Raw genomic sequence first — 24,878 nt, forward strand, 5'->3', positions numbered from 1 at the left:
TGGGAACGGTGCTGGGGCTTGCTCTCGCGGTGCTCACCGGCATGCTTCTCGGTAGAGCGCTGAGCGCCTGCGACGCCGGCGTCAACGGCGCAGCGAACGGCACCTTCCTCATCGTTCTTTTCATCCCGTCCCTCTGGGGCCTTCTGACCCTTGGTTGGGTGATGGTCGGAGCTCTCCTGGGGAGGCAAGCCCTCCTCCATGCACTCGCCCTCGTGGTGGTGCTCCCCGCTCTGTGCTGGTGTGCTGTCTCCTTCTTCTGGGGCGGCGCCACGTACGAATGCCCCAGCGGCGTACCACCGTGGTGGCCCGGCTTCGTCCCCGCTCCCGGATTCTGAGCTGAGGTCTGTACCGGTATGGCATCCTCCGCTCGGTCGAGTGCTGGTGCACGGCGCCTCAGCCGTGCGCAGCCGTATCGCGACAGGACTCCGCCACGGTGTCCGCGAACGCCCGCGCCGACGGCGACAGCGCGTCCCAGCGGCGTACCGCCCAGCCGACCGACAGTGGGCGCAGGGCGGGGACGGGGACCAGCCGCAGATCACCCCGGCCCGGTACGTCGAGGCCCGGCAGGGACGGCACCACCGCCCGGCCCAGCCCGAGTTCGGCCAGCAGCAGCGCCGTGTCCCAGTCGGCCACGCTCGTGTCGAAGGCGAACCGGACCCCCAACTCCGCGCAGGCCGCGTCCAGATGGGCGGCGGAAGTGGAGTTCGGGGGGAGCCGGATCAGCCGGAGGTCCTGCAACTCGGCCGCCGCCACGGACGACCGAGTGGCCAGTGGGTCCCCGGCCCGTACCGCCAGCACCCACGGCAGCTCCATCACCGGCCGCTGCTCGATGCCCCGCACCGGCGCGCCCAGGGTGATCCACGCCAGGTCGAGACTGCTGTCGGCCAGCGCGTCGAAGCAGGCCCGGCTGGAGCTCTCGGTCCTGAACTCCAGGCTGACGTCCGGGTGTCGCTGCCGGAAGGCCACCACCGCGTCCGACATGAAGTGCCGTACGGTCGTCGCGCCCGTCGCCACCCGGACCGACCCGCTCTCCCCGTCGACCATTTCGCGCAGCCGTCGCAGGGCGAGATCCAGCCCGGCGATCCCTTCCGCCGCGGCCGCCTCCAACACCCGGCCCGCCTGCGTCGGTACGACGCCCCGGGGCTGACGCTCCAGCAGGCTGACCCCGGTCTCCCGCTCCAGCCGCTTCACGTGCTGACTCACCGCGGACTGCGTGCAGTCCAGCTCACGGGCCACCGCGCTGAGGCTTCCGGCGCGGCACACGGCCACGAAGACACGCAGGTCGTCGAGGGTCATGACCTCCAAGTTAGCACTTGGGTCCAGTGACAAATACTTAGGATTGACTGGGGCCAGCGGGCGTACGACGATCTCCTCAGGGCCCGGGCGGCAACCCGCTCCCACCCCGGGAGGAGCGGGTGCCGACCCAACCCACCCCTACCGCCGAGGAGTTCGGTGCCCATGCAGGCGACCCCCACGGACGAAGCCCGAGCCCTCTTACGGCGCCTCGGTGCCGACCGCATCCCCCACCCCGGCGGCACCCTCCTCACCCACCTCGAACGCGTCCGCATCCAACTGGCCCTCTGGGACGCCCGCCCCGCCCTCCGACTCGCCGGCCTCTGCCACGCCTTCTACGGCACCGACGGCTTCCCCACCGCCCTGCTCCCGCTCGACCGGCGCACCGAACTCGCGTCCGTGATCGGCCCGGACGCCGAGGCGATCGTCCACTTCTACGCGAGCTGCGACCGCGAGGCGACCTACCCCCATCTCTTGGAGCCGCTCTTCCGGGACCGGTTCACCGGGCGGACGTACGCCCCCGACCGCGCCCTGTGCAGGGACTTCGCCGAGCTCACCGCCGCCAACGAACTCGACCTCGCCCGCCGGGACCCGGCCTTCCGGCAGCAATGGGGACCCGAACTGCTCGCTCTGCTCAGCCGGTTCAGACCCCTACTCAGCCAACTCGCCTGGCGGGACACCCTCGCCATCCTCCATACCCCTTGACTTCTCAAGAGCCCCGCGCGACGTTCCGGACCCTTCGTCCATACCAACCGCAGGGGGACCCGACCATGAGCGTGACCCGTAGACATCTGCTGGCCGCCGGTGCCGGGGCGGCCGTCGCCGCCGGGGTGCAACAGGGCGCGAGCGCCGCCGACCTGCCGCCCGCAGGGACCTACGACGTCGTCGTCATCGGTTCCGGCGCCGCCGGCATGACCGCCGCGCTCGCCGCCGCCAAGCAGGGCCTGAGCACCGTGGTGCTCGAGAAGGCGCCCACCTTCGGCGGATCCGCCGCCCGCTCGGGGGCCGGGATCTGGATCCCCAACAACCCCGTCATCCTCGCCGCCGGTGTCCCGGACACCCCGGCCAAGGCGGCGGCCTACCTCGCCGCCGTCGTAGGGCCGGATGTTCCCGCCGCCCGGCAGCAGGCCTTCCTCCGACACGGCCCCGCCATGATCTCCTTCGTCATGGCCAACAGCCCGCTCCGCTTCCGCTGGATGGAGGGGTACAGCGACTACTACCCGGAGCTCCCGGGCGGTCTTCCGAACGGCCGCTCCATCGAGCCCGACCAGCTCGACGGCCACATCCTCGGCGCCGAACTCGCCCACCTGAACCCGCCGTACCTCGACGTCCCGGCCGGTCTGGTGGTGTTCAGCGCCGACTACAAGTGGCTCGCCCTGTCCGCCGTCAGCGTCAAGGGCGCCGCCGTAGCCGCCGAATGCCTGGCGCGGGGCACGAAGGCGGCCTTGCTCGGGCAGACGCCGCTCACCATGGGACAGTCACTGGCGGCAGGGCTGCGGAAGGGACTCCAGGACGCCGGAGTCGCCGTCCGCCTCAACACCCCCCTCACCGAGCTCTACGTCGAGAAGGGCGCCGTCGCCGGAGCAGTGACCCCCGCCGGGCTCTTCCGTGCCCGCCGAGGCGTGATCGTCGGCTCGGGCGGCTTCGAGCACAACGCGGCGATGCGGGCCCAGTACCAGCGGCAGCCCATCGGCACGGAGTGGACGGTCGGCGCGAAGGAGAACACCGGGGACGGCATCCGGGCGGGCCAACGGGTCGGCGCCGACCTCGCGTTGATGGACGACGCCTGGTGGGGACCGGCCATCCCGCTCCCCGGCGACCCGTACTTCTGCCTCGCCGAACGCACCCTCCCCGGCGGGCTCATCGTGAACGCGGCCGGCCGGCGGTTCGTCAACGAGGCCGCCCCCTACAGCGATGTCGTCCACACCATGTACGACCGCAACCCGAGCGACCCCGACATCCCGTCCTGGCTGATCGTCGACCAGAACTACCGCAACCGGTACCTCTTCAGGGACATCGCGCCGACCTTCGTTCTCCCCGACGACTGGTACGGCTCGGGCGCCGCCCACAAGGCCTGGACGGTCGACGCCCTCGCCGCGTCCATCGGCGTCCCGGCCGGAGCCCTGCGCGCCACCGTCGACCGCTTCAACTCCCTTGCCGTCAAGGGCGACGACCCGGACTTCGGACGCGGCGACAGCGCCTACGACCACTACTACACGGACCCGTCCGTCCTCCCGAACTCCTGCCTGGCCCCGCTCTGGCTGCCCCCGTACTACGCCTTCCGGCTCGTCCCGGGAGACCTGGGCACCAAGGGCGGCCTGGTGACCGACGCCCGCGCCCGCGTCCTGCGGCCCGACGGCTCCGTCCTCCCCGGCCTGTACGCCGCCGGGAACGCCAGCGCGGCCGTCATGGGCCACAGTTACGCGGGCGCGGGCTCGACGATCGGACCGGCGATGACCTTCGGGTACGTCGCGGCCCGGGACATCGCGGGGGTGCTCTAGGCCTGTCCCCGTTCTTCAACGATCAAGCCAGCAGGACCTCGCCGGTGATTGTCCCGGCCAGCACAACATAAACGGTGCACGCCATGTAGTTCAGCACGGCCGTGGCTTTGGTCGAGTCGACAAGACGTGCGTGAAAAAATCCCGCCAGAACTCCGATACATCCGTAAAGAATGACCTCCATCAGAACGTTGATCGCACCAAGCATCGCCATCTGCAATCCCGGGTTCTCCGCGCCTCCGATGAACTGGGGGAGCACCGCAAGGAAAAAGAGAATGATCTTCGGATTCATGATGCTGACCAGGATGCCTCGCAGATACCAGCGACCTGCCGGAACATCACTGTGCCCACTGATCGCACGACGTGCGTGTCGCATCGTGACGAAGGCCAGCCACAGGAGATACACCGCACCGAAAATCCTGACCGCATTCAGCACCGATGGGTGTGATCGGGCGATTTCTCCCATTCCGGCGACGACGGCGGTGGCGTAGACACTCATGCCGGTTCCGATGCCGAGGATGGCTTTCACCGCGGACCGGCGACCGCCTTCGAGGCCCACGGCGAGCATGTAGGCCATATCCGGCCCGGGGGGGCCGAGGAAGAGCAGGATCACCGCCACGTAGCCCAGCAGCACCGTCAAATCCACCATCGTCAGCGACCTCCAGCCTGGGTGTGGCGTACGGGAACCGCGCCGGCCTTGGGGGTGGCGTGCGATCTCACCGGCCACCGCTACACCTCGGCCGGAGTCCCCGCACAGACCCGGACCGTCCCGGCGGGCGGCATCGCCCGGTTCCCGGTGCGGATCCCGTTGCCGCGTACGGCCGGTGACGCGCCCTTCTCCCTGCAGTTCGCCTCGGACGTGGGGACCCGGCTGTCCCTCCCGGTGGCCCGCCGGACGGTGATCCCCGTCGACCCGGCCCGCGGACACAGCACCTCCTTCGCCGCCACCATCACCGGCGGTGTCGGCCGGGACGTCGGCCAGACGAACGGCTACTACCTGGACGTACCGCCCGGCAGGCGTGACCTGACCATCGACCTCACGGCCGAGGACCCCGCCACCAACCTCGTGTACTACCTGGTCAGCCCCGACGGCCAGGTCCTCGCCCGGGACACCGACCGGACCGCGGACGAGCACAGCGTCCCGACGAAGTACTCGAGCCTGACCGCGCACCGCCCGGCCGCGGGACGGTGGACGCTGATCGTGGGACTGCCCGACGCCGTCAGCGGCAAGGCATTCAGCCAGAAGGTCACCGGGAAGGTCCGCCTCGACGCCATGACGGCGACAGCGCCCGGCCTGCCGGACAGCCCGTCCCGCGTCCTCAAGCGCGGCAGCACGCTCACTGTGCCCGTCCGGGTGCCCAACTCCGGCCCGGCCGAGCGGCACTACTACCTCGACCCGAGGCTCGACACCACGGGCGAGATCGCCCTCGTCGAGAACGGCGACGACAAGTCGGGGACGGCGAAGATCAACGAGGGGGGCCTGGGCTGGTTCGTGCCCTCGCACACCACCAAGCTGGTCGCCACGGCCACCGCCGACCGGCCGGTCGACCTGAACATGTATCCCTGGACCGCGTCTCCCATCGTGTTCGCGGAGGCCGGTACCAGTGACACGACGGTGGCCACCGCCCTCGCCGGCCAGCTGGCCTCCGGGCTGTGGAGCACCGAGGTGACCGATCCGGGCCCCTTCGGCGACAAGCCCGCGGGCAAGGGCACCGCGAAGGTCACGCTCAAAGCCACCACCCAGTCGTTCGACCCGGCGGCCAAGGCCTCCACCGGTGAGTTCTGGGACCTCGACGCCGACTGGAACCCCGTCGCCGCCGCCGCGGGCAGGACGGCGACGATGAAGCTCACCCTGACCCCGACCGCACCCGTCGGCACGGTCGTCCACGGCACGGTCTACGTCGACTCCGACTCGGCCTTCTCGGGCGTCATGGGCTCCGAGCTGACCGGGATCCCGTACTCCTACACGGTGGGCTGAGCATCAGTCGCGGCGGGCGATCAGAGCCGCCTGCTGTGACACCTCCTCGGGGCCGGGTTCGCGCACTGTGCGCGAGACGAGCGTGAACCCGGCCGCCCGGAGCAGCTCGATGATCTGCTCCGGCTGCCGCCTCAGGAAGGTGAGCGCGACGGGGCGCCCCCAGGGCCGGTCGTGGTGCCGGTCCTGGTCGCCGGCCTGGAAGCCGACCAGGAGGTGCCCGCCCGGCGCCAGTACGCGGTGGAACTCGGCGAAAAGGCGCGGGAGTTCGTCCACCGGGGTGTGGATGGACGAGTACCAGGACACCGCACCGGCGAGCGACCCGTCGGGAAGATCCAGTTCCAGCATCGAGCCCCGCTCGAACCGCAGCCCCGGGTTCTCCCGGCGGGCGATGGCCAGCATCGACTCCGACAGGTCGAGCCCGAAGACGGAGAGTCCCAGGGAGGCCAGGTGTCCGGTGAGCCGCCCGGGCCCGCAGCCCAGGTCGGCCACCGTCCCGCTGTCGCCCACGAGTTCGGCGAATCCGGCGATCACCGCCCGGTCCAGGGGCGCTTCCGCGAGCCCGTCCCGGAACTGGGCGGCGTAGTCCTCGGCGACGCTGTCGTAGAACGTGCGGGTGGCGGTTACGAAGTCGGTGTCGGTCATGGCCGCGCACCCTAGCGGCCCCCACTGACACTCACCCCACACCGGCCGCCCGCAGTACGGCAGTTGTGGCCGCCGCCCCCAGCACCACCACCACGAACGGCGCCCTGCGCCACGCCAGCACGGCCCCCACCAGCACCCCGGCCGGCCGCGCCCACCCCGCGAACCCGCCGCCCTCCGTCAGCGCACCCGTCGCCAGCAACGCCACCAGCAGAACGATCGCCCCGGCCGACAGCAGTTCCTGGACCCGCGGCGGGATGTCGACCCGCCCGTGCAGCACCGGCCCGACCAGCCGGAAGGCGTACGTCCCCACCGCCAGCGCCAGAATCATGACGACCGTCGCGCTCACACCGGCCTCCTGCCGCCGTGGACGACCAGGCCCGCCAGCGCCACCAGCACCGGCACTCCCGCCGGGACCGCGGGGGTGACCGCCAGTGCCAGGGCGGCGCCGAGCAGCGCGGACCGCCGTACGGCGCCATCCCCGCGCAGGACCGGCAGCACCAGGGCGACAAGGACGGCCGGGAACGCCGCGTCCAGGCCGTAGGCGCCGGTGTCGCCCAGGGCGCCGCCGGCCAGCGCGCCCAGCAGGACGGTCACGTTCCATACGGCGAACAGGCCGAGCCCGGAGATCCAGAACGCCGCCCGGCGCCGCGCGGGATCCGGCTGGGCCAGAGCGAAGGCGACCGTCTCGTCGGTGACCAGGTGTGCGCCGAGGAGGCGGGCGAGTCTGCCGGGACCGAGGAGGTCGGCGACGGCGAGGCTGAAGGCCGCCGTGCGGGTGTTGAGCAGCAGACCGGTGGCCGCCGCGGCGACCGGACCGCCCCCGGCCAGCAGCACGCCCACCGCGCTGAACTGGGCGGAGCCCGCGTACACGACCAGGGACATCACCACCGGCACCCACACCGGCAGGCCACCGGTGACGGCGATGGCGCCGAAGGAGACGCCCACGACCCCGCTCGCGAGCCACACGAGCGCGCTGTCACGGACCAGGGCTGTTCGCTGTGCCGTACGCATGTTCACTACACTGGACGGTAGCCGCCCTGTTCGTCAAGGCGAACGATCGTACCGATGGAGCGAACAGCATGTCCGACAGCCCGCCGCCCCGGCTCCCCCTGGACTGGATCGCCGCCTCCCTGCGCCGCGAGCGCACCCGCGCCGGGCTCTCCCTCTCCGAGCTGGCCAAGCGGGCCGGCATCGCGAAGTCCACGCTGTCCCAGCTGGAGTCGGCGGGCGGGAACCCGAGCGTGGAGACGCTGTGGGCGCTGGGGGTGGCGCTCGGCGTGCCGTTCAGTGCGCTGGTGGAGCCGCCGGCGCCGTCCGTGCAGGTGATCAGGGTCGGCCAGGGGTCGACCGTGGCCTCGGAAAAGGCCGAGTTCGCGGCCACCCTGCTCGCCGCGAGTCCGCCCGGGGCGCGGCGCGACATCTACCATCTGCGGGCCGAACCCGGGGCCGTACGGGAATCGGAGCCGCACATTCCGGGGACCGTGGAGCATCTGATCGTGGGCGCGGGGAGGGTGAAGGCCGGACCGGTGGGGGAGGAGGTCGAGCTGGAGCCCGGCGACTACATGACGTATCGGGGAGACGTGGCCCATTCGTACGAGGCGCTCACCCCCGGCACGACATTCGTACTGGTCATGCAGCACACGTAAAAGCACGTAAAAGCAAAGGCAGGAGCCCCGCTGCCGTGCGGCGCGGGGCTCCTTGGGTACTGCATTCAGGTCCGGATCAGAGGCTGGAGCGCCTGTGAGACGGGATCAGACGGGGGTGACGTTCTCCGCCTGCGGGCCCTTCGGCCCCTGGGTCACGTCGAAGGAGACCGCCTGGTTCTCCTCCAGCGAGCGGAAGCCGCTCGCGTTGATCGCGGAGTAGTGGACGAAGACGTCGGGTCCTCCGCCCTCCTGGGCGATGAAGCCAAAGCCCTTTTCGGCGTTGAACCACTTCACGGTTCCCGTAGCCATAAGCCCTCCTTGGGCCCAAAAGGGTTGCCCTGCTCCAGAACCTGCAAGTGTGAAAACAGTGCCGCACAACTGCATTCTTCTGAAAACGACTAGAGCCTGCGGTTACATGCTCCGCAGGCTCTGTACTGCAAGGGAAACCAAACTGCAACTTGCGGCGAGCCTAGCATGCGGGCAGCCGAAAGCAATAGAGGCCAAGATCACGTCACCCGGATGTTTGAAGATCGCGGAGAGGTTGACCTCGGGGTCGAAGTCCGAAGCCTACTCCAAGGGGGCTAGTGTCGCGATGTGGACAATTCTCGCACCCGGCCGCGCGTCGGCCACATCCAGTTCCTGAACTGCCTGCCCCTGTACTGGGGGCTCGCGAGGACGGGCACTCTTCTCGACTTCGAGCTCACGAAGGACACCCCGGAGAAGCTCAGCGAGAAGCTGGTGCAGGGAGATCTCGACATCGCACCCATCACCCTCGTCGAGTTCCTCAAGAACGCGGACGACCTGGTCGCCTTCCCCGACATCGCCGTCGGCTGCGACGGCCCGGTCATGTCCTGCGTCATCGTCTCGCAGGTCCCGCTGGACGAGTTGGACGGCGCCAGGGTGGCCCTCGGGTCGACCTCGCGCACCTCCGTCCGCCTCGCCCAGCTCCTCCTCGCCGAGCGCTACGGCGTCCAGCCCGACTACTACACCTGCCCGCCCGACCTCAGCCTGATGATGCAGGAGGCGGAGGCGGCCGTCCTCATCGGCGACGCGGCGCTGCGGGCCAACCTCCTCGACGGCCCCCGCTACGGCCTTCAGGTGCACGACCTCGGCTCGCTCTGGAAGGAGTGGACGGGGCTGCCGTTCGTCTTCGCGGTGTGGGCGGCCCGCCGGGACTATCTCGAACGCGAACCGGTCATCACCCGCAAGGTCCACGAGGCTTTCCTCGCCTCCCGGAACCTCTCCCTGGAGGAGGTCGCCAAGGTCGCGGAGCAGGCGGCCCGCTGGGAGTCCTTCGACGAACAGGTCCTGGAGAAGTACTTCACTACGCTGGACTTCCGGTTCGGTGAACCGCAGTTGGCGGCGGTCGCCGAGTTCGCGCGAAGGGTCGGGCCGACGACGGGTTTCCCCGCCGACGTGAAGGTGGAACTGCTTCAGCCCTAATGTGCATCTGAACCTTCTGGGGCTACACCTTCTGGGGCTATGGGGGAGGCAGCATGCAGCCGCTGGGAGTCGACGAGCCCACCGCCGTGGGTCCCTACCGGCTGCTCGGCCGACTGGGTTCCGGCGGCATGGGCCGGGTCTACCTCGGCCGCAGCGCCGGGGGCCGCACGGTCGCGGTCAAGATCGTGCACCCGCACTTCGCGCTCGACGAGGAGTTCCGCGCCCGCTTCCGGCGCGAGGTGGACGCGGCGCGCAGAGTGGGCGGGGCCTGGACCGCGCCGGTCCTCGACGCCGACCCGGAGGCCGCGGTGCCCTGGGTCGCCACCGGGTACGCGGCGGGCCCCTCCCTGGCCGCGGCGGTCACCGACGGGGGCCCGCTGCCCGAGCATTCGGTGCGCGTGCTGGGCGCGGGCCTCGCCGAGGCGCTCGCGGCCGTGCACTCCCTGGGGCTCGTCCACCGGGACGTGAAGCCCTCCAATGTCCTGCTCACCGTCGACGGCCCGCTGCTCATCGACTTCGGCATCGCCCGCGCCACGGACGGCACGGCATCCCTGACGTCGACGGGAGTCTCGATCGGCTCCCCCGGATACATGTCCCCCGAACAGATCCTCAGCAAGGGGGTGTCGGGCGCGGCCGACGTCTTCTCCCTGGGCGCGGTCCTGGCGTACGCGGCCACGGGGGCACCGCCCTTCCCCGGGGACTCCTCGGCCTCCCTCCTCTACAAGGTCGTCCACGAGGAGCCCGAACTCGGATCGCTGGGCGGCGAGTTGCGGGACGTCGTGGAGACCTGCCTGGCCAAGTCGGCGCAGGAGCGGCCCACTCCGGGCGAGGTGGCCCGGCGGCTCGCTCCGCAGGGCGCGGCACGGCTGGTGGCGGCGGGATGGCTGCCGGGTGCGCTGGTCGAGCAGGTGGGGCGCAGTGCCGTACAGCTGCTGAATCTCGAGGCGGTGGGGGAGCGGACGGGGGAACAGGCGTCCGGGCCGGTGGGGTTCAGCAGTCCTTCGGTGGGGGCGTTCGGGCCGCCGCCGGTGATGCCGGTGGTGTCCGCGGGAGCGCCTCCGGCCGACGCGGCCGGGCCCCCGGCGTTTCCGGTCACGCCCGAGACGGTGGTGCCCTCCGACCGGCGGCCCGGAGCCGGTCCCGGATCGGGTCCCGGTTCCGGTCCCGGCAAGCTCTCCGTCTCCGTGGCCGCCACCTCGGCCTCCGGCGAGAACGGACGCGGTCGTCGGCTGAGTTGCACCGTGGCGCTCGCCGTCGCGGGCGCGCTGGCCGTGGTGACCGTGGGGTCGGTGTTCGTGTTCGACCTGCTGCCGGGGCGGGGCGATGACGACTCGGCGAGCTCCGGGCCCGGCAGCGACGCGTACTCGTCGGCGCCGAGTTCCGTACCGTCCGCCTCCAAGCCGTCGCCGTCCTCGGTCTCCCCGTCGCCGTCGAGCGGGGCGTCGAGCGAGGCGTCCAGCGAGGCGTCGGGCAGTCCTTCCGAGGTCCCCGCCCGCTATCTCGGCACCTGGGAGGGCCAGGGCACGGGTCTCGGCGGGAGCCTGCCGATGGGGACCTTCCGGATCACCGTCAAGAAGGTGGGTGTCGGCGAGGAGTTGGGCCGTCTGCAACAGACCGACGCGATCGGCGCGGTCTGCACCGACGTCCTCACCTTGAAGAAGGTCACGGACACGGAGCTCGTCACCACCGCCGTGGGCGCCGAGGACAACCACGCCGGCTGCAACCCCACCGCCCACACGGTCCGCCTCGCCAGGGTGGGCGGCGACCTGAAGTACACCTCGGAGAGCGAGGCCGAGGGATACCCCGAGGCCCGGATGTCGAAGGTCGGACGGTGACGCAACTGCTCGTCGTCCTGGCCGCACTGTGGGGGGTGGCGACGGGCGCACTGCTGCCGCGCGCCGCCTACCGCTTCTCCGTCCCGCCCGAGGCACCGTGGCGCGACACCTGCCCCGACGGACACCCGTTGGCCGGCTGGCTCGGACGGGCGAGCTGCGGGACCTGCGCCACACAGCAGCCGTACGCCCCCGGCGGCCTCCTCCTCCCCACCCTCACCGCCCTCCTCTGCGCCGCCCTCGCCGCCGCCACCGGCACCCGCCCGGAGATCGCCGTCTGGCTGCTGCTGGCCCCCGTGGGCGTCCTGCTCGCCGTCATCGACCTGCGGGTACGCCGACTGCCCGACCCGCTCACCCTCCCCCTGGCGGCCGTCGCACTCGCACTCCTCGGAGCGGTCTCGCTGGTGCCCGAGCACACCGGGACCTGGCCGAACGCCCTGTACGGCGCCCTCGCCCTGGGTGCCGGCTACTGGGTGTTGTGGCGCATCAACCCCGGCGGCATGGGCTTCGGCGACGTGAAGCTGGCGCTCGGGGCGGGGGCGGTCCTGGGCTGGTACGGCTGGGACACCGTGCTCCTCGGCACCTTCGCGGGCTTCCTGCTCGGCGCGCTCTACGGCGGTGTCCTGGTCCTGGCGGGCAGGGCGGGGCGCAAGACGGCGATCCCGTTCGGGCCGTTCCTGATCACGGGGGCGTACGCGGGGCTGCTGATCGGCGCGTACACGGCCTGACATCGGCCTGACATCCGGCATGTCGGAGGGCTGGCGTAGGCTGGCCGGGACCGCCCGAATCCTTGACGAAAGGCACGCCCCGGTGACCGAGAAGGCCGACCTTCAGTCCGTCCTCGACCGTGCCGCAGAGGGTGGGCGCATCACTCCGGAGGAGGCGCTCGACCTCTACCGCGACGCCCCGCTGCACGCGCTGGGCTCCGCCGCGGACACCGTGCGCCGCCGTCGGTACGCGGGCACGGAGCACATCGCGACGTACATCATCGAGCGGAACATCAACTACACCAACGTGTGCGTCACGGCGTGCAAGTTCTGCGCCTTCTACGCCCCGCCCACGGCCAAGGACAAGGGCTGGACCCGCGACCTGGACGACATCCTGCGCCGGTGCGCGGAGACCGTCGAACTCGGCGGAACCCAGATCATGTTCCAGGGCGGCCACCACCCCGACTACGGCGTCGAGTACTACGAGAAGCACTTCGCCGCCATCAAGAAGGAGTTCCCCCAGCTGGTGATCCACTCGCTGGGCGCCTCCGAGGTCGAGCACATGGCCCGGATCTCCAAGGTGAGCGTGGAGGAGGCGATCCAGCGCATCCACGCGGCCGGTCTCGACTCGTTCGCGGGCGCCGGCGCGGAGCTGCTCCCCGAGCGCCCCCGTAAGGCCATCGCGCCCCTCAAGGAGTCCGGCGAGCGCTGGCTGGAGATCATGGAGACGGCGCACAACCTGGGCGTGGAGTCCACCTCCACCATGCTCATGGGCACCGGCGAGACCAACGCCGAGCGCATCGAGCACCTGCGGATGATCCGTGACGTACAGGACCGCACGGGCGGCTTCCGCGCGTTCATCCCGTACCTCTACCAGCCGATGAACAACCACCTCAAGGGCCGCACCCAGGCCACGATCTTCGAGTACCTGCGGATGATCGCGATCGCCCGGCTCTTCATGGACAACATCGCCCACATCCAGGGCTCCTGGCTGACCACCGGCCAGGACGCGGGCCAGCTGACGCTGCACTACGGCGCGGACGACCTCGGCTCGATCATGCTGGAGGAGAACGTCGTCTCGGCGGCCGGCGCCAAGCACCGCTCCAACCTTCAGGAAATGATCGACATGATCCGTACGGCGGGCCGGGTCCCGGCCCAGCGCTCCACGACGTACGAACACCTCGTCGTCCACGACGACCCGGCCAACGACCCGGTCGACGCGCGCGTGGTGTCCCACATCTCCTCCACGGCGATCGAGGGCGGCACGGCACATCCCGAGCTGAAGATCCTCGCGTCCAACTAGGCCCGCCTTGCTGACGATCCACACCGCCGACCTGCTGATCCCGGGCGACGGAAGGCCGTCGCTGCCCGACGGGGCGGTACTGGTGGAGGGACGCCGGCTCGCGGCGGTGGAGGTGTACGAGGATCTGGCGGCCGCGCATCCTTCGGCAAGGGTGCGCCGCTGGCCGGGAGTTCTCACCCCGGGCCTGGTGAACCCGCACGGCCCGGAGCTGCTGGAGCAGGCCTACCATCCGGACCCGCGAGAGGACTTGGGCAGTGAGCCCCTCACGGGGGAGGCGCTGGAGTCACTGGACATGACCGACGCCCGGTGGGGTGCGAGTGCGCGGCGGGGGGTGCAGCGCATGCTGGCGCACGGGGTGGTGGCGGTGCGGGGTGAGCTGCGACGCCCTGCGGTGACCGACGCGGTGCACAGGTCGGGGCTGACGATCGAGCACCGGTTCACGGGTCCGGAGGGCCGACCTTCACTGACCTCTGCGTCATTCGCGACCCCGCTGCTGCCCCACGGCGAGGCCACCTTCGCGATCTTCGAAACGGCGGAGCTGACAACCTGCGTGGCGACGGTGATCAAGGGTCGCTTGCTGCACCGGCGCAGGTAAGGGCGAGGGGCGCGGGGAACTGCGCGACCAGCCACAACGCGCCCGCACCCAAAACTCAACCGCCCAACGCCTCCCCAAACGCCCCGGCCGACTGAGAAACCCCACTGCAATCGGTCAACGCGTCATCCTGATCCGCGTTCCCAGACTGACACTCCTGATCCCGAAACGTGGACCACATCGACACCCACGCCACCTCCTTCGACGCGGCGAACTCCCGCACCTGAGCCGCGTCGGACAACGTGAACGTCTCCCCGCTCACGTCATTCGTCCCGATCATCGACGTGAGTGCCATGGCCCGCCACGCAGTGGAGTCGGACGTACCGAAAACCTCCTTCAACTGCGCCTGTGCCGCCTTCGCCGAAGTGATCGCGTAATCCCCCATGTCCCCGTCGTAGGACTCCCCGTAGTTCATCGTCATGATGTTGACCGTCGACACCTGAACCGACTTGTCGTTCGCGGACTGCAGCAACGCCACACTGTCGTCGTCGAGCCCGGACGGCATCACGGGAAGCGTGAACGACACGGCGAGACCGCTCCGTTCCTCCTGCAGCAACGCGATCGCCTCGGACCGCAGGTCCACCGAGTCCGAGTCGGTCAGTGCGTCCCCCTCGATGTCGAAGTCGGCCAGGGAGGATCCAGCCGCGTCCAGCGCCGTCCCGTAGGCCGCCGCCAGCTTCGCCGCACTGGAGCAGGTCTCGGCCAACTCCTTGCCGGAGGCGCCGCCGAAGGAGACCCGCACCTTCGCCCCGGCCTCCTTCAGCGCGCTGATGCGGGACGCGACGGAGGAGTCGCCGACAGCCGACGTGCCGTTCCAGGACGGTGTGCAGTCACTTCCGTCGGCGATGACGAAGGCGAGGTTGTACACCGAGGGCGAGCCCGCGGAGTCGTTGTCGGACGCCTCGTCAGCGCTGACATAGGGCGCGTACGCGGTGACCGAGGACGCGGCTTCCGACGCCGACGCCGAGGCGCTGCTCCGTTCCGGAGGCTTCGCGTCCGAGGTGCTGCCCGATTCGGCGGAGCACCCCGTCACGGCCAGGGCAAACAGACACGTGAGCCCGGCGGCCGGCCTCAGGAAACCCCGCATTGTTCATGCACCCGCTCTCGTGATGTTCGTCTCAGGCTCGAAACAAAGGCTCATTCAAAAAGAGAACGTCTCATACGGAGACGGTGTTCAAAGCGACAGTCGATCCATAGGGGATCCATGGGCGGCATTGCCTGAATCAGGCCAATCGGGCGAACTGAACCGGGCATTCGGTGCACTTGCCTCCATGGCGACCCGCGCAGACGTTCGCGAAGTCTCTCAGGGAAAAGACAGGTCAAGGCGTTTCTCATATGCGTCTCACAAGAACGGCCGACTCGGTCACATAAAGACTCCTTAACGTCTGGGGAATGCATTCCGAGCCTGCCACCGAAAACCGCGCCGACACGCGCGGTCACCGCCGCAAACGCGGTAGTAACGGGTCCGCCGAGGGTCCCGTGTTCGTTGACAACTCCGGGCGCCGCTCCAAGATGCTGCGCCGGATCGGCCTTCTCCTCGGTGTCCTGTCCCTCGGCTACGCCGTCGTGCTGGGCCTGGCCTTCATGGGCATCGGTGTCTCCAGCACGACGCTGCTGCCCTTCGCGGGCGGCGGCCCCGGCGGTTCCTCCGACTCCGGCCCCGGCGGCGCCCGGCCGCAGGGCCGGATCGGCACCCCGCCGGTCCGGCCCACCGGTGCTCCGCCCGCCGGTACCGCCACGGGCGCCCCGCCGAGCGCCGCCCCGACCGCGACCGCCTCCGCCTCCAACTGACCGGAACGGCCCACCACATGACCACGACGACGCCCTCCCGCGGTCGCCGGCGTGCCCCCTCCCGCATCGAGCGGGCAGCGGGCAAGGCCGCGGCGCTGCAAAAACCGCGGGTCATCCTCGCCCTGCTGCTCCTGCTCGGTCTGACCAGCGTGATGCTGCTCGACGGCTATCTGCGCGCCGAGGTCGGCGGCGACGAGCGGGTCCGCGACGGCGCCAGCTCCAGCAAGGTCCCCGACAAGATCATCAACGGCGGGCCCATCCTCAGCTTCCGGAGCGGCCAGGCCACGACCATCTCCGTGCCGTCCAAGACGATCGCGCTCACCTTCGACGACGGCCCGAACCCGACGTACACGCCCCAGGTCCTGAAGATCCTGGAGAAGTACGACGTCCCGGCCACCTTCTTCCTGGTCGGCTCGATGGTCTCGCGCTACCCGGGGATCGTGAAGGACATGGTCGACCAGGGCAATGAGGTGGGCATCCACACCTTCACCCACGTCGACCTCTCCTACCAGAGCGACGCCCGCATCCGGCGCGAGATGACCCAGACGCAGCTCGCCCTCGCGGGCGCGGCCGGCATCACCACCACGCTGTTCCGGGCGCCGTACTCCTCCGAGACGGACGCGATCGACAACTACAGCTGGCCCGTCTACGAGAAGCTCGGCGAGGAGGGCTACACCAGCGTCTTCGTCGACACCGACAGCGACGACTGGAAGAAGCCGGGCGTCTCGAAGATCGTCAAGTGGGCCACGCCGTCCGGGACCTCGGGCGCCGCCGTGCTGATGCACGACGCGGGTGGCGACCGTGAGCAGACGGTTGCGGCACTGCCGAAGTACATCGAGCAGATGCGGGCGAAGGGCTACACCTTCACCACCGTCAGCGGGGTCATCGAGGCGCAGAACACCGCCGCCCGCGCGGGACAGCAGGCGAACGCACCGGCCGGCACCGCGGGCGGACAGTTCCAGGGAGGGAACCAGAACGGCACCGACCGCCTCCAGGCCGCGCACCGCGAGGCCACCGGCACCACCCTCTACGAAGGCAAGGCACTCGTCGTGGCCGTTGCCGTCGCCGAGTACACCGTGCCCACGCTGTCGGTCGGACTCGTGATCGTGGGCGTGGCCGTCATGGGCCGGTTCGGGATGATGCTGATCCTCGCCCGGCGCCACTACAGACTGCGCAACAAACGCCGCTTCAGCTGGGGGCCCACGGTCACCCGGCCGGTGACCGTGATCGTCCCCGCGTACAACGAGAAGGAGTGCATCGCCAACACCCTCGAGTCGCTGGCGAAGAGCACCCACCCGATCGAGATCATCGTCGTCGACGACGGCTCGTCGGACGGCACCTCCGAGATCTCGCGCGAGGCGGCCCGCTCCCTCGGCATGACGAACGTGCGGGTCATCCGCCAGGAGAACGCGGGCAAGCCGGCCGCCCTCAACAACGGTGTCCGCAACGCCAGTTACGACATCGTCATCATGATGGACGGCGACACCGTCTTCGAACCGGACGCCGTGCACCAGCTCGTGCAGCCCTTCGCGGACCCGGAGGTCGGCGCGGTCGCCGGCAACGCCAAGGTCGGCAACCGCAACACGCTCATCGGCGCCTGGCAGCACATCGAGTACGTGATGGGCTTCAACCTCGACCGCCGGATGTACGACCTGCTGCGCTGCATGCCCACCATCCCGGGCGCGATCGGCGCGTTCCGCCGCGAGGCGGTCCTCCAGGTGGGCGGCATGAGCGAGGACACCCTCGCCGAGGACACCGACATCACCATCGCGATGCACCGCGCGGGTTGGAGGGTCGTCTACCAGGAGCACGCACGCGCGTGGACCGAGGCGCCGGGCTCCCTGAAGCAGCTGTGGTCGCAGCGCTACCGGTGGTCGTACGGCACCATGCAGGCGCTGTGGAAGCACCGCAAGTCCCTCACCGACAAGGGGCCCTCGGGCCGCTTCGGCCGGGTCGGCATGCCGCTGGTGGTGCTCTTCCAGATCGTCACGCCGGTCTTCGCCCCGCTGATCGACGTGTTCACCGCCTACTCGATGATCTTCGTCGACTTCCGGGCGGCGCTGTACGCGTGGCTCGCGGTCCTCGGCGTCCAGCTCGTGTGCGCGGCGTACGCCTTCAAGCTGGACAAGGAGCAGTACCGCTATCTGCTGATGATGCCGCTCCAGCAGCTGGCCTACCGCCAGATGATGTACCTCGTCCTCATCCACTCCTGCATCACCGCGCTCACCGGCGGCCGCCTGCGCTGGCAGAAACTGAAGCGGACCGGCGAGGTCGGCACACCGGCGGGGGTCGGCTGATGAGCTGGGAGCAGCAGGGATACCAGCCGCAGGGGTATCAGCAGCAGGGGTACGGCTACGAGTACGGGTACTCGGGGTACGTCGAGCAGCCGCAACCCCAACCGCAGCCGTACGCGCCGCAGCCGCAGCCGCAGCAGCCGTATCCGCAGGAGTACGTCGACCACGGCTATTACGGACAGGGCGTGGAGCCGGAGCCGGAGCCACCGGTGCCCGCCGCTCCCACCGACGCCGAGGCGGAGGAGGAGAAGCCTCCGTCTCGGCCCCCCGGCCGCGACCGCTACTTCGACACCCTCCGGGCCGTCGCCCTGATCAGGGTGGTCTCCTACCACACCTTCGGCTGGGCCTGGGCGGGCATGGTCTTCCCCTCCATGGGAATCATGTTCGGCCTGGCCGGCACGCTCATGGCGAAGTCCCTGGAGCGGCCCGCCCTCACGGTGGTCAGGAGCCGGATGCGCCGCCTGCTGCCGCCGTTCTGGTTCTGGGGCGTCTTCGTGGTCCTCGCGATGCTGGTCCACGACTGGATGCCGGGCTGGCAGATCGTCTACTGGATCGTGCCGCTCGGCGATCCGCCGGGCAACGCGTGGGGGGAGCAGGCCTGGGAGATCCTCTGGTACCTGCGGACGTACCTCTGGTTCGTGCTGCTGTCCCCGCTCCTGCTGAAGGTGTTCCGGTCGGCCCCGGTGCCCGTCCTGCTGCTGTCCCTGGCCCCGATCGTGGTCTTCCAGTTCCTGTGGGAACCGCCCGACAACCGCCTCGGCAGCGCGCTGACGGACCTGGCGACCTTCCTGTTCTGCTGGATCCTCGGCTTCGCCCACCGGGACAAGGTCCTGGAGCGGCTGAAGCCGGCGGCCGTCGTCGCCCTCTCGCTCGCCGCCATCGGGTTCGGCGGCTGGTACGCCTTCACCCATCAGGCCGAGACGGGGTCGTACGACCTCGACGACATCCCCCTCGCGCAGGCCTTCTGGTCCGCCGGGTACGTGACGCTGCTGATGTGGGCCAAGTCGTGGTTCGGGATCGACTTCGCCTGGCTGACCCGCTTCCGGCGGACCGACCGGGTCGTCACGGTCTTCAACTCCCGCGCGGTGACGATTTACCTGTGGCACGAGATCGCGCTGATCCTCGCCGTGCCGCTGATCGACCAGTTCTGGAACGTGCCCGCGTTCGAGAAGTGGCTGCCGCTGGAGAGCCAGTGGTTCATGTTCGGCGTCGGCTGGATCCTGATCGCGGTGTTCGTGCTGCTGTGCGGCTGGGTGGAGGACGTGGCCGGGAAGAAGAAGCCGCAGCTGTTGCCGGGAGGGCGTCGGGCCTCTTCGTGAGGGCGGCTGCAAGAATGGGAGCGTGACCCGCGCCTCCCTGAACAAGCAGCCGCACGAAGTCGCCTCGATGTTCGACGACGTGGCGGAACGGTACGACCTGACCAACGACGTGCTGTCGCTCGGGCAGGACCGGGTGTGGCGCAAGGAGGTCGCCAGGGCCGTCGACGCCCGCCCCGCCCAGAAGATCCTGGACCTGGCGGCTGGCACCGCCACTTCGTCGCTGCCCTTCGCCCGCACCGGCGCCTACGTCGTGCCCTGCGACTTCTCGCTCGGCATGCTCCAGGTCGGCAAGCGCAAGCACACCTGGCTGCCGTTCACCGCGGGCGACGCGACACGGCTGCCCTTCAAGGACGACACCTTCGACGCCGTCACCATCTCCTTCGGGCTGCGCAACGTCCAGGACACCGACTCCGCGCTGCGCGAGATGTACCGGGTCACCAGGCCCGGCGGGAGGGTCGTGATCTGCGAGTTCTCCCACCCGACCTGGGCGCCCTTCCGCACGGTCTACACCGAGTACCTGATGCGCGCCCTGCCGCCGGTCGCCCGCGCGGTCTCCTCCAACCCCGACGCCTACGTCTACCTCGCCGAGTCCATCCGCGCCTGGCCGAACCAGCCGGCCCTCGCGGAGCGACTCCAGAAGGCGGGCTGGTCGAAGGTGGCGTGGCGGAACCTCACGGGCGGCATCGTGGCCCTGCACCGGGGCGTCAAGGAGAGCTGAGCGGCCCGGCGAGCTTCGAACTCCGAGCTCCGCTCTCCGCCCTTCAGTCAGAGTCCCGTCACGCAGCGGACCACGTACGGGTCTCCCGGCTCGTCCAGTTCGCGCTGGAGGCCGCCCCGGGGAGGCCTCGGAACGCGGGGCTCGTGGACGCCCCCGCCGCCCTCACCCGGGCGGCGGTCGAACCACACGTACACCACCGAGTCCCGCGGCACCTCCGCACCGGCCTGCGGGTACTGGCGTACGACATAGTCGACGACGGCCAGGTGGAAGTCCTTGCGGTCCGGCGCGCTGACGAACAGGCCCTGCGCCTGGGCCGTCTCGCGCGCGTCGACAGCCATGAGTCCGACCAGTCGCGGTACGCGCACTTCGGGCGTCTTGGGTGGTATGTGCACAGATGTCACCCCCAGCGGTACTGGCAGGGTAACTCCGGCCCGGCGGCGACCGGAAGTGCCGGGTGTCTTTCTGTAGCAGACCGCTACCCTCCGTGACCGGCCTGGAGGGAGAGCCGGAAGCAGAGCGCCTCTTCCGGGAGCTGCGGGTGCGGAAAGGTCTCCGCGAGTTCCATTCCAAGGCGCTTGGCGACCGCGATCGACCGTTCGTTGCCGGGTCTGACCATCGCCACCACGTCCGGGACGCCCGCCGCCCTGAGCCGCTCCAGCGTCATCTGCGCCGCCGCCGTGGCGTACCCCCGGCCCCAGTACGTGCGCCCGAGCCGCCAGCCGATCTCGATCTCGCCCGTCGGCCCCCAGTCCCGCGGCCATGGCTGGGCACCGGTGAAACCGATGACCTGCCCGCCCTCGTCAACCATGGTCCACAGACAGAACCCACGCTCGGCGTCGTGCCGGCGCTGCCGCGCGGTGAGCTCCTCATAGACGTACAACTCCGCGGACCTGCCGCCGTGGAACTCCATGACGTCCGGGTCGTCGAAGACCCGGTGCCAGGCCACGGCGTCCTCGTGGGTGGGGACACGCAGCCGTACTACGGGCAGAGCTCGGTTCACTGGGGCAGCCCTTCAGCCGGGTGATCAATTCTGCTGAATAGACTGCCCATGTCCAGTGCCGGTCGGCACGCGGATTCAGAACTTGATTCCGAACTTGATTCCGAGCCTGGGGAGATCCCGCCGTGACCGAGCCCCTGTCCGAGAACACCGCCGATGTCATCGTCGTCGGCGCGGGGCCGGCAGGCTCCACGACCGCGTACCACCTCGCCAAGTCCGGACTCGACGTGCTCCTGCTGGAGAAGACCGAGTTCCCGCGCGAGAAGGTCTGCGGCGACGGCCTCACCCCGCGTGCCACCAAACAGCTCGTGGCCATGGGCATCGACATCTCCGAAGAGGCCGGCTGGCTGCGGAACAAGGGCCTGAGGATCATCGGCGGCGGCGTACGCCTCCAGCTCGACTGGCCGGAACTGGCCTCCTTCCCCGACTACGGCCTCGTCCGCAAGCGCGACGACTTCGACGAGCAGCTCGCCCGCCAGGCCCAGAAGGCCGGAGCGCGGCTCTACGAGCGCTGCAACGTCGGTGCCCCGATCGTCGACGACCGCACCGGCCGCATCACCGGCGTGCACGCGAAGCTCGGCGAGGAGAAGCGCGAAGTCACCTTCCACGCCCCCCTCGTGGTCGCCGCCGACGGCAACTCCACCAGGCTCTCCCTCGCGATGGGCCTGCACCGCCGCGAGGACCGCCCGATGGGCGTCGCCGTACGGACGTACTTCGAGAGCCCCCGCCACGAGGACGACTACCTGGAGTCCTGGCTGGAGCTGTGGGACCGCCGCGGCCCCGGCGAGGACCGGCTGCTGCCCGGCTACGGCTGGATCTTCGGCATGGGCGACGGCACGTCCAACGTCGGCCTCGGCGTCCTGAACACCTCCGACTCCTTCAAGGAGCTCGACTGGCGCGAGGTGCTGAAGGCATGGTGCGCCTCGATGCCGGAGGACTGGGGCTACACGCCGGAGAACATGACCGGACCCATCCGCGGTGCGGCTCTCCCGATGGCCTTCAACCGCCAGCCGCACTACACCAAGGGCCTGCTCCTGGTCGGCGACGCCGGCGGCATGGTGAACCCCTTCAACGGCGAGGGCATCGCCTACGCCATGGAGTCCGGCCAGATCGCCGCCGACGTCATCGTCCAGGCCCATGCCCGCGCGACGCCCGCCCAGCGGGAGATCGCCCTGCAGCGCTACCCGCGGGTCCTCAAGGACACCTACGGCGGCTACTACACACTGGGCCGCGCCTTCGTGAAGCTCATCGGCAACCCGAAGGTCATGAAGATCGCGGCCCAGCGCGGCCTGACCCACCCGCTGCTCATGAAGTTCACCCTCAAGATGCTCGCCAACCTCACCGACCCCACGGGCGGCGACGCGATGGACCGGATCATCAACGGGCTGAGCAAGGTGGCGCCGAAGGCGTGACGGGAACCCCTTGAGGGGAGCACCGTGGAGGGATGGACGTAGGGGTCGCGCTACCCGTGTTCGTCATCCTCATCGCGGTGTCGGTGTGGGCGCTGGTCCACTCCCTCAGGCGCTGAGCGTGCCCTGAGCGCCGTTCAGCGCCTCGATGTCGGCCGCCCGGCGGGCGAACACCTCGTCCCGCCGGTCCGCCATCTGCCGCAGCGCCTGTTCGCGCTCCCGCTCGGACAGCCGGTCCAGATACACGCGCCCGTTCACATGGTCGGTCCCGTGCGCGAGGGAGCGCGCGAAATACCCGATCCCCTCGATCACGAGCGGCCCGCCGTCCCGGTCGAACCCGCGCACCATGGCCCGGTCCGGACGCGGTACGTCCATGACGGCGCCCGGCACCGACAGGCACCCCTCGCTGTCCTCGAGCAGCCTGCGCAGCACCTCCTCGGTGAGGTCACAGAAGCCAGCAGGGCCGCAGCCCCCGAGCGGCTGCGGCCCTACCAAGCTGTTACCGGGTCAGAGAACCCGCACCGCTCCGGTCGGCGGGTCGTAGGACAGGGGCTTCTCGGCGACACCCGTCGAGGGGTTCTGCGCGCCGACGAACATGCCGTCACCGACGTACACCGCCACGTGGTACGCGCTGCCCGCGCCGCCCCAGTACAGGATGTCGCCCGGCTGGAGGTTGCTCAGCGAGACCTGGGTGCCCGCGGTCGACTGGTCCTGCGAGACGCGCGGCAGGTCGATGCCGACCTGGCTGAACGCCGCCTGCACGAGGCCGGAGCAGTCCCAGGAGTTGGGGCCGGTGCCGCCGGAGACGTAGGCGTCACCGACCTGTGCCTTCACGAAGGCGATGACGGCCGCGGCCGAACCGGTGGCCGTGGACGAGCTCGTGGAGACACTGGCGCTCGCCGAGGCGGACAGGGTGGCCCGCTGGGAGCTGCGCGAGGCGGCCTCCTCAGCGGCGGCCCTGCGAGCCTCCTCGGCCTTCTTCTTGGCCTCCGCCTTCTTCTTGGCCTCCGCGAGGTCCGCCTTGGCCTGCTTCGCGGCCTTTGCGGCGGCCGCGTCACGCTCGGCCTGCAGCTGGTAGTTGGCGGCGGCCTGCTGCATCGCGTCGGCGGACTCGGCGACCTGGCTGCCCAGGTCGGCCGACAGGGTGGGCAGTTCGAGGGTCTGCGTCGTCGACTCGGCGGCGAACGCCGAAGCCGACGCGCCCGCCGCTGCCATGCTGAGCACACCACCGGCGACTCCGGCGCGCACGGCGATCGAAGTCGTCGCGCTGCGGCGGGGTTTCCGGTGGCTGCGTATGTGAGCGGTGTGGGACATGAGACCAACTGGTATCAGGGGCTCCTCCATACCTTCAAGAAACGTGTGCTGCGCCACAGTTGTTCAATCGGCGGCCCGAATACCTGGTGTGGCGCTCTTTATTGACGCCGTAACGGACATTGCGGACTCTGGTGATCATGGCCGTGATCATGGACTTTCGCTGTTACGCCCGAATTGCCCCGCAGCTACCATCCGTTGGGGCCGATGGCCAAGCCCCCTTCTTATGGATCTCTCATGCATGTGGCGGAGGTCACGCAACGGTTACGGCGGAGGCTGCGTCCGGAGCCGATCGGCGCTCGTGAATGTGTGCACGCGTCCACACCCGTCCTCGCGCTTCCCTCTGATGTGTGAACGCGGTCCCCTACCAAGCCGCCCCGTCCAGCACCAATTTGCATGCAGCGGAAGTCTCTTGATATTGAGACGCCTCTCCCGACCTGCGCCGACGAGCGCAAATGTCACCTCTGGTGATCACTCGGACGCTTCTCGTATGAAGATCACCGCTGATCCGACTTCATGATCCTTCGTCTGGTGGTGGAGATCACAAAGCTTGTGCAATACCCCGTGTCGCAGATCACAGACCGGCAGGCATAAGATGCGGGTCAGTTGGGCTTGTGACCTGCTTCACATGTTCGCGATCTTCGTTGGGACAGACGGAGGTCGGAGGGACGTATGAGTCGGGTGTGAGTCCGATGCCATCGCCAGCAGTCAGTGCCGACTGAGAGGAGCGAGGAGCGGTGAACGCTTATGCGCCCATCCTCGTACTGGGAGCCCTCGGGGCAGGCTTTGCGATCTTCTCCGTGGTCATGGCCACGCTGATCGGTCCGAAGCGGTACAACCGGGCCAAGCTCGAGGCCTACGAGTGCGGGATCGAGCCGACCCCCACGCCGGCCGGCGGCGGGCGCTTCCCCATCAAGTACTACCTGACGGCGATGCTCTTCATCGTCTTCGACATCGAGATCGTCTTCCTCTACCCCTGGGCCGTCACCTTCGACGCCCTGGGTGTTTTCGGGCTCGTGGAGATGCTGCTCTTCGTGCTCACCGTCTTCGTCGCGTACGCGTACGTATGGCGGCGCGGCGGCCTGGAATGGGACTGAGGGGCCTT

The 24,878-nt window shown here is 69.8% G+C and carries 25 protein-coding genes and 1 pseudogene; 15 read left to right on the top strand and 11 right to left on the bottom strand.

Annotated features, from left to right (window positions below):
• Positions 1 to 393 precede the first annotated feature (393 nt).
• Positions 394 to 1,296 (bottom strand): LysR family transcriptional regulator, encoded by a 903-nt coding sequence (locus ACGFWE_RS16235; protein WP_393600266.1) that lies wholly within the window; start codon positions 1,294 to 1,296, stop codon positions 394 to 396.
• Positions 1,297 to 1,458: 162 nt separating this feature from the next.
• On the opposite strand from ACGFWE_RS16235, the gene ACGFWE_RS16240 reads away from it, so the two are divergent.
• Both ACGFWE_RS16240 and kstD read left to right on the top strand, forming a co-directional pair.
• Positions 1,459 to 1,998, top strand: coding sequence for a DUF6817 domain-containing protein (locus tag ACGFWE_RS16240; RefSeq protein ID WP_393600267.1), 540 nt, complete (start codon positions 1,459 to 1,461; stop codon positions 1,996 to 1,998).
• 65 nt (positions 1,999 to 2,063) lie between these two features.
• A complete protein-coding gene (gene kstD / locus ACGFWE_RS16245; protein ID WP_393600268.1) occupies positions 2,064 to 3,794 on the top strand; it encodes a 3-oxosteroid 1-dehydrogenase in 1,731 nt (576 codons plus the stop codon).
• A gap of 22 nt (positions 3,795 to 3,816) precedes the next feature.
• Here the strand turns inward: kstD and ACGFWE_RS16250 are convergent, their stop codons facing one another.
• Positions 3,817 to 4,440 carry a LysE family translocator gene (locus ACGFWE_RS16250; RefSeq protein WP_393600269.1) on the bottom strand — a complete coding sequence of 208 codons (624 nt, stop codon included), beginning with the start codon at positions 4,438 to 4,440 and terminating at the stop codon, positions 3,817 to 3,819.
• A 48-nt stretch (positions 4,441 to 4,488) separates the two neighbouring features.
• Here ACGFWE_RS16250 and ACGFWE_RS16255 point away from each other — a divergent pair, with 48 nt between their 5' ends.
• Positions 4,489 to 5,769 carry a hypothetical protein gene (locus ACGFWE_RS16255; protein WP_393600270.1) on the top strand — a complete coding sequence of 427 codons (1,281 nt, stop codon included), beginning with the start codon at positions 4,489 to 4,491 and terminating at the stop codon, positions 5,767 to 5,769.
• 3 nt (positions 5,770 to 5,772) lie between these two features.
• Here the strand turns inward: ACGFWE_RS16255 and ACGFWE_RS16260 are convergent, their stop codons facing one another.
• From ACGFWE_RS16260 to ACGFWE_RS16270, 3 genes are read right to left on the bottom strand one after another with little or no spacing between them, the layout of a single operon-like run.
• Positions 5,773 to 6,411: a class I SAM-dependent methyltransferase gene (locus ACGFWE_RS16260; protein WP_393600271.1), complete on the bottom strand. Its 639-nt coding sequence runs from the start codon at positions 6,409 to 6,411 to the stop codon at positions 5,773 to 5,775.
• A 31-nt stretch (positions 6,412 to 6,442) separates the two neighbouring features.
• The gene (locus tag ACGFWE_RS16265; protein WP_352390698.1) at positions 6,443 to 6,757 is read right to left on the bottom strand and encodes an AzlD domain-containing protein; all 315 of its coding nucleotides are present in this window, start codon (positions 6,755 to 6,757) and stop codon (positions 6,443 to 6,445) included.
• On the bottom strand, positions 6,754 to 7,422 hold the full coding sequence (locus ACGFWE_RS16270; protein WP_352390697.1) for an AzlC family ABC transporter permease: 669 nt from the start codon (positions 7,420 to 7,422) through the stop codon (positions 6,754 to 6,756). Before ACGFWE_RS16270 ends, ACGFWE_RS16265 begins: the two co-directional genes overlap by 4 nt.
• Positions 7,423 to 7,490: 68 nt before the next feature.
• On the opposite strand from ACGFWE_RS16270, the gene ACGFWE_RS16275 reads away from it, so the two are divergent.
• Positions 7,491 to 8,057 (top strand): helix-turn-helix domain-containing protein, encoded by a 567-nt coding sequence (locus tag ACGFWE_RS16275; RefSeq protein WP_393600272.1) that lies wholly within the window; start codon positions 7,491 to 7,493, stop codon positions 8,055 to 8,057.
• Between the two features lie 105 nt (positions 8,058 to 8,162).
• Here the strand turns inward: ACGFWE_RS16275 and ACGFWE_RS16280 are convergent, their stop codons facing one another.
• Entirely contained in the window at positions 8,163 to 8,366 is a 204-nt protein-coding gene (locus tag ACGFWE_RS16280) for a cold-shock protein (protein WP_003998944.1), read from the bottom strand.
• Positions 8,367 to 8,651: 285 nt separating this feature from the next.
• Between ACGFWE_RS16280 and ACGFWE_RS16285 the strand changes: the two genes are divergently transcribed.
• The 5 genes from ACGFWE_RS16285 to ACGFWE_RS16305 all read left to right on the top strand — a co-directional run bounded on the left by ACGFWE_RS16285 (position 8,652) and on the right by ACGFWE_RS16305 (position 13,937).
• Positions 8,652 to 9,500 (top strand): menaquinone biosynthesis protein, encoded by an 849-nt coding sequence (locus ACGFWE_RS16285; protein ID WP_352390695.1) that lies wholly within the window; start codon positions 8,652 to 8,654, stop codon positions 9,498 to 9,500.
• A gap of 53 nt (positions 9,501 to 9,553) precedes the next feature.
• Entirely contained in the window at positions 9,554 to 11,335 is a 1,782-nt protein-coding gene (locus tag ACGFWE_RS16290; protein ID WP_393600273.1) for a serine/threonine-protein kinase, read from the top strand.
• Positions 11,332 to 12,060 carry a prepilin peptidase gene (locus tag ACGFWE_RS16295; protein ID WP_393600274.1) on the top strand — a complete coding sequence of 243 codons (729 nt, stop codon included), beginning with the start codon at positions 11,332 to 11,334 and terminating at the stop codon, positions 12,058 to 12,060. The genes ACGFWE_RS16290 and ACGFWE_RS16295 overlap by 4 nt, the downstream gene beginning before the upstream one ends.
• 82 nt (positions 12,061 to 12,142) lie before the next feature.
• On the top strand, positions 12,143 to 13,342 hold the full coding sequence (mqnC, locus tag ACGFWE_RS16300) for a cyclic dehypoxanthinyl futalosine synthase (RefSeq protein WP_352390692.1): 1,200 nt from the start codon (positions 12,143 to 12,145) through the stop codon (positions 13,340 to 13,342).
• Positions 13,343 to 13,349: 7 nt separating this feature from the next.
• Positions 13,350 to 13,937, top strand: a complete 588-nt coding sequence (locus ACGFWE_RS16305) for a hypothetical protein (protein WP_352390691.1) — start codon at positions 13,350 to 13,352, stop codon at positions 13,935 to 13,937.
• A gap of 55 nt (positions 13,938 to 13,992) precedes the next feature.
• On the opposite strand, the gene ACGFWE_RS16310 is transcribed toward ACGFWE_RS16305, so the two are convergent.
• On the bottom strand, positions 13,993 to 15,021 hold the full coding sequence (locus ACGFWE_RS16310; protein ID WP_393600275.1) for a chitinase: 1,029 nt from the start codon (positions 15,019 to 15,021) through the stop codon (positions 13,993 to 13,995).
• A 392-nt stretch (positions 15,022 to 15,413) separates the two neighbouring features.
• Between ACGFWE_RS16310 and ACGFWE_RS16315 the strand changes: the two genes are divergently transcribed.
• The 4 genes from ACGFWE_RS16315 to ACGFWE_RS16330 are packed head-to-tail and all read left to right on the top strand — an operon-like array spanning position 15,414 to position 20,056.
• Positions 15,414 to 15,725, top strand: a complete 312-nt coding sequence (locus ACGFWE_RS16315) for a hypothetical protein (RefSeq protein ID WP_393600276.1) — start codon at positions 15,414 to 15,416, stop codon at positions 15,723 to 15,725.
• A 17-nt stretch (positions 15,726 to 15,742) separates the two neighbouring features.
• Positions 15,743 to 18,022: a bifunctional polysaccharide deacetylase/glycosyltransferase family 2 protein gene (locus ACGFWE_RS16320; RefSeq protein ID WP_393600277.1), complete on the top strand. Its 2,280-nt coding sequence runs from the start codon at positions 15,743 to 15,745 to the stop codon at positions 18,020 to 18,022.
• On the top strand, positions 18,022 to 19,338 hold the full coding sequence (locus tag ACGFWE_RS16325; protein WP_393600278.1) for an acyltransferase: 1,317 nt from the start codon (positions 18,022 to 18,024) through the stop codon (positions 19,336 to 19,338). Before ACGFWE_RS16320 ends, ACGFWE_RS16325 begins: the two co-directional genes overlap by 1 nt.
• A 22-nt stretch (positions 19,339 to 19,360) precedes the next feature.
• Complete coding sequence (locus ACGFWE_RS16330; protein ID WP_028808172.1) at positions 19,361 to 20,056, top strand: demethylmenaquinone methyltransferase; 696 nt, start codon at positions 19,361 to 19,363, stop codon at positions 20,054 to 20,056.
• Between the two features lie 47 nt (positions 20,057 to 20,103).
• Here the strand turns inward: ACGFWE_RS16330 and ACGFWE_RS16335 are convergent, their stop codons facing one another.
• Both ACGFWE_RS16335 and ACGFWE_RS16340 read right to left on the bottom strand, forming a co-directional pair.
• Positions 20,104 to 20,421 (bottom strand): PASTA domain-containing protein, encoded by a 318-nt coding sequence (locus ACGFWE_RS16335; RefSeq protein WP_352390800.1) that lies wholly within the window; start codon positions 20,419 to 20,421, stop codon positions 20,104 to 20,106.
• Between the two features lie 110 nt (positions 20,422 to 20,531).
• Positions 20,532 to 21,056 (bottom strand): GNAT family N-acetyltransferase, encoded by a 525-nt coding sequence (locus ACGFWE_RS16340; protein ID WP_393600279.1) that lies wholly within the window; start codon positions 21,054 to 21,056, stop codon positions 20,532 to 20,534.
• A gap of 122 nt (positions 21,057 to 21,178) precedes the next feature.
• Here ACGFWE_RS16340 and ACGFWE_RS16345 point away from each other — a divergent pair, with 122 nt between their 5' ends.
• Positions 21,179 to 22,465, top strand: a complete 1,287-nt coding sequence (locus ACGFWE_RS16345) for a geranylgeranyl reductase family protein (RefSeq protein WP_351990383.1) — start codon at positions 21,179 to 21,181, stop codon at positions 22,463 to 22,465.
• Positions 22,466 to 22,570: 105 nt separating this feature from the next.
• On the opposite strand, the pseudogene ACGFWE_RS16350 reads toward ACGFWE_RS16345, so the two are convergent.
• Positions 22,571 to 22,888: pseudogene (locus tag ACGFWE_RS16350) on the bottom strand (peptide deformylase); the annotation flags it as partial.
• Between the two features lie 81 nt (positions 22,889 to 22,969).
• Complete coding sequence (locus ACGFWE_RS16355; RefSeq protein ID WP_352390684.1) at positions 22,970 to 23,776, bottom strand: C40 family peptidase; 807 nt, start codon at positions 23,774 to 23,776, stop codon at positions 22,970 to 22,972.
• Between the two features lie 734 nt (positions 23,777 to 24,510).
• Between ACGFWE_RS16355 and ACGFWE_RS16360 the strand changes: the two genes are divergently transcribed.
• Positions 24,511 to 24,870, top strand: a complete 360-nt coding sequence (locus ACGFWE_RS16360; protein ID WP_007383963.1) for an NADH-quinone oxidoreductase subunit A — start codon at positions 24,511 to 24,513, stop codon at positions 24,868 to 24,870.
• Positions 24,871 to 24,878 lie beyond the last annotated feature (8 nt).

The organism is Streptomyces sp. NPDC048523 (assembly GCF_043199815.1).
In the GTDB taxonomy this organism is placed as follows: domain Bacteria; phylum Actinomycetota; class Actinomycetes; order Streptomycetales; family Streptomycetaceae; genus Streptomyces.

Coding starts and splice junctions, on each gene's coding strand:
- kstD (WP_393600268.1), top strand. CDS start 2,064: ATGAGCGTGACCCGTAGACATCTGCTGGCCGCCGGTGCCGGGGCGGCC.
- ACGFWE_RS16235 (WP_393600266.1), bottom strand. CDS start 1,296: ATGACCCTCGACGACCTGCGTGTCTTCGTGGCCGTGTGCCGCGCCGGA.
- ACGFWE_RS16280 (WP_003998944.1), bottom strand. CDS start 8,366: ATGGCTACGGGAACCGTGAAGTGGTTCAACGCCGAAAAGGGCTTTGGC.
- ACGFWE_RS16270 (WP_352390697.1), bottom strand. CDS start 7,422: ATGCGTACGGCACAGCGAACAGCCCTGGTCCGTGACAGCGCGCTCGTG.
- ACGFWE_RS16240 (WP_393600267.1), top strand. CDS start 1,459: ATGCAGGCGACCCCCACGGACGAAGCCCGAGCCCTCTTACGGCGCCTC.
- ACGFWE_RS16275 (WP_393600272.1), top strand. CDS start 7,491: ATGTCCGACAGCCCGCCGCCCCGGCTCCCCCTGGACTGGATCGCCGCC.
- ACGFWE_RS16290 (WP_393600273.1), top strand. CDS start 9,554: ATGCAGCCGCTGGGAGTCGACGAGCCCACCGCCGTGGGTCCCTACCGG.
- ACGFWE_RS16320 (WP_393600277.1), top strand. CDS start 15,743: ATGACCACGACGACGCCCTCCCGCGGTCGCCGGCGTGCCCCCTCCCGC.
- ACGFWE_RS16260 (WP_393600271.1), bottom strand. CDS start 6,411: ATGACCGACACCGACTTCGTAACCGCCACCCGCACGTTCTACGACAGC.
- ACGFWE_RS16310 (WP_393600275.1), bottom strand. CDS start 15,021: ATGCGGGGTTTCCTGAGGCCGGCCGCCGGGCTCACGTGTCTGTTTGCC.
- ACGFWE_RS16355 (WP_352390684.1), bottom strand. CDS start 23,776: ATGTCCCACACCGCTCACATACGCAGCCACCGGAAACCCCGCCGCAGC.
- ACGFWE_RS16250 (WP_393600269.1), bottom strand. CDS start 4,440: ATGGTGGATTTGACGGTGCTGCTGGGCTACGTGGCGGTGATCCTGCTC.
- ACGFWE_RS16325 (WP_393600278.1), top strand. CDS start 18,022: ATGAGCTGGGAGCAGCAGGGATACCAGCCGCAGGGGTATCAGCAGCAG.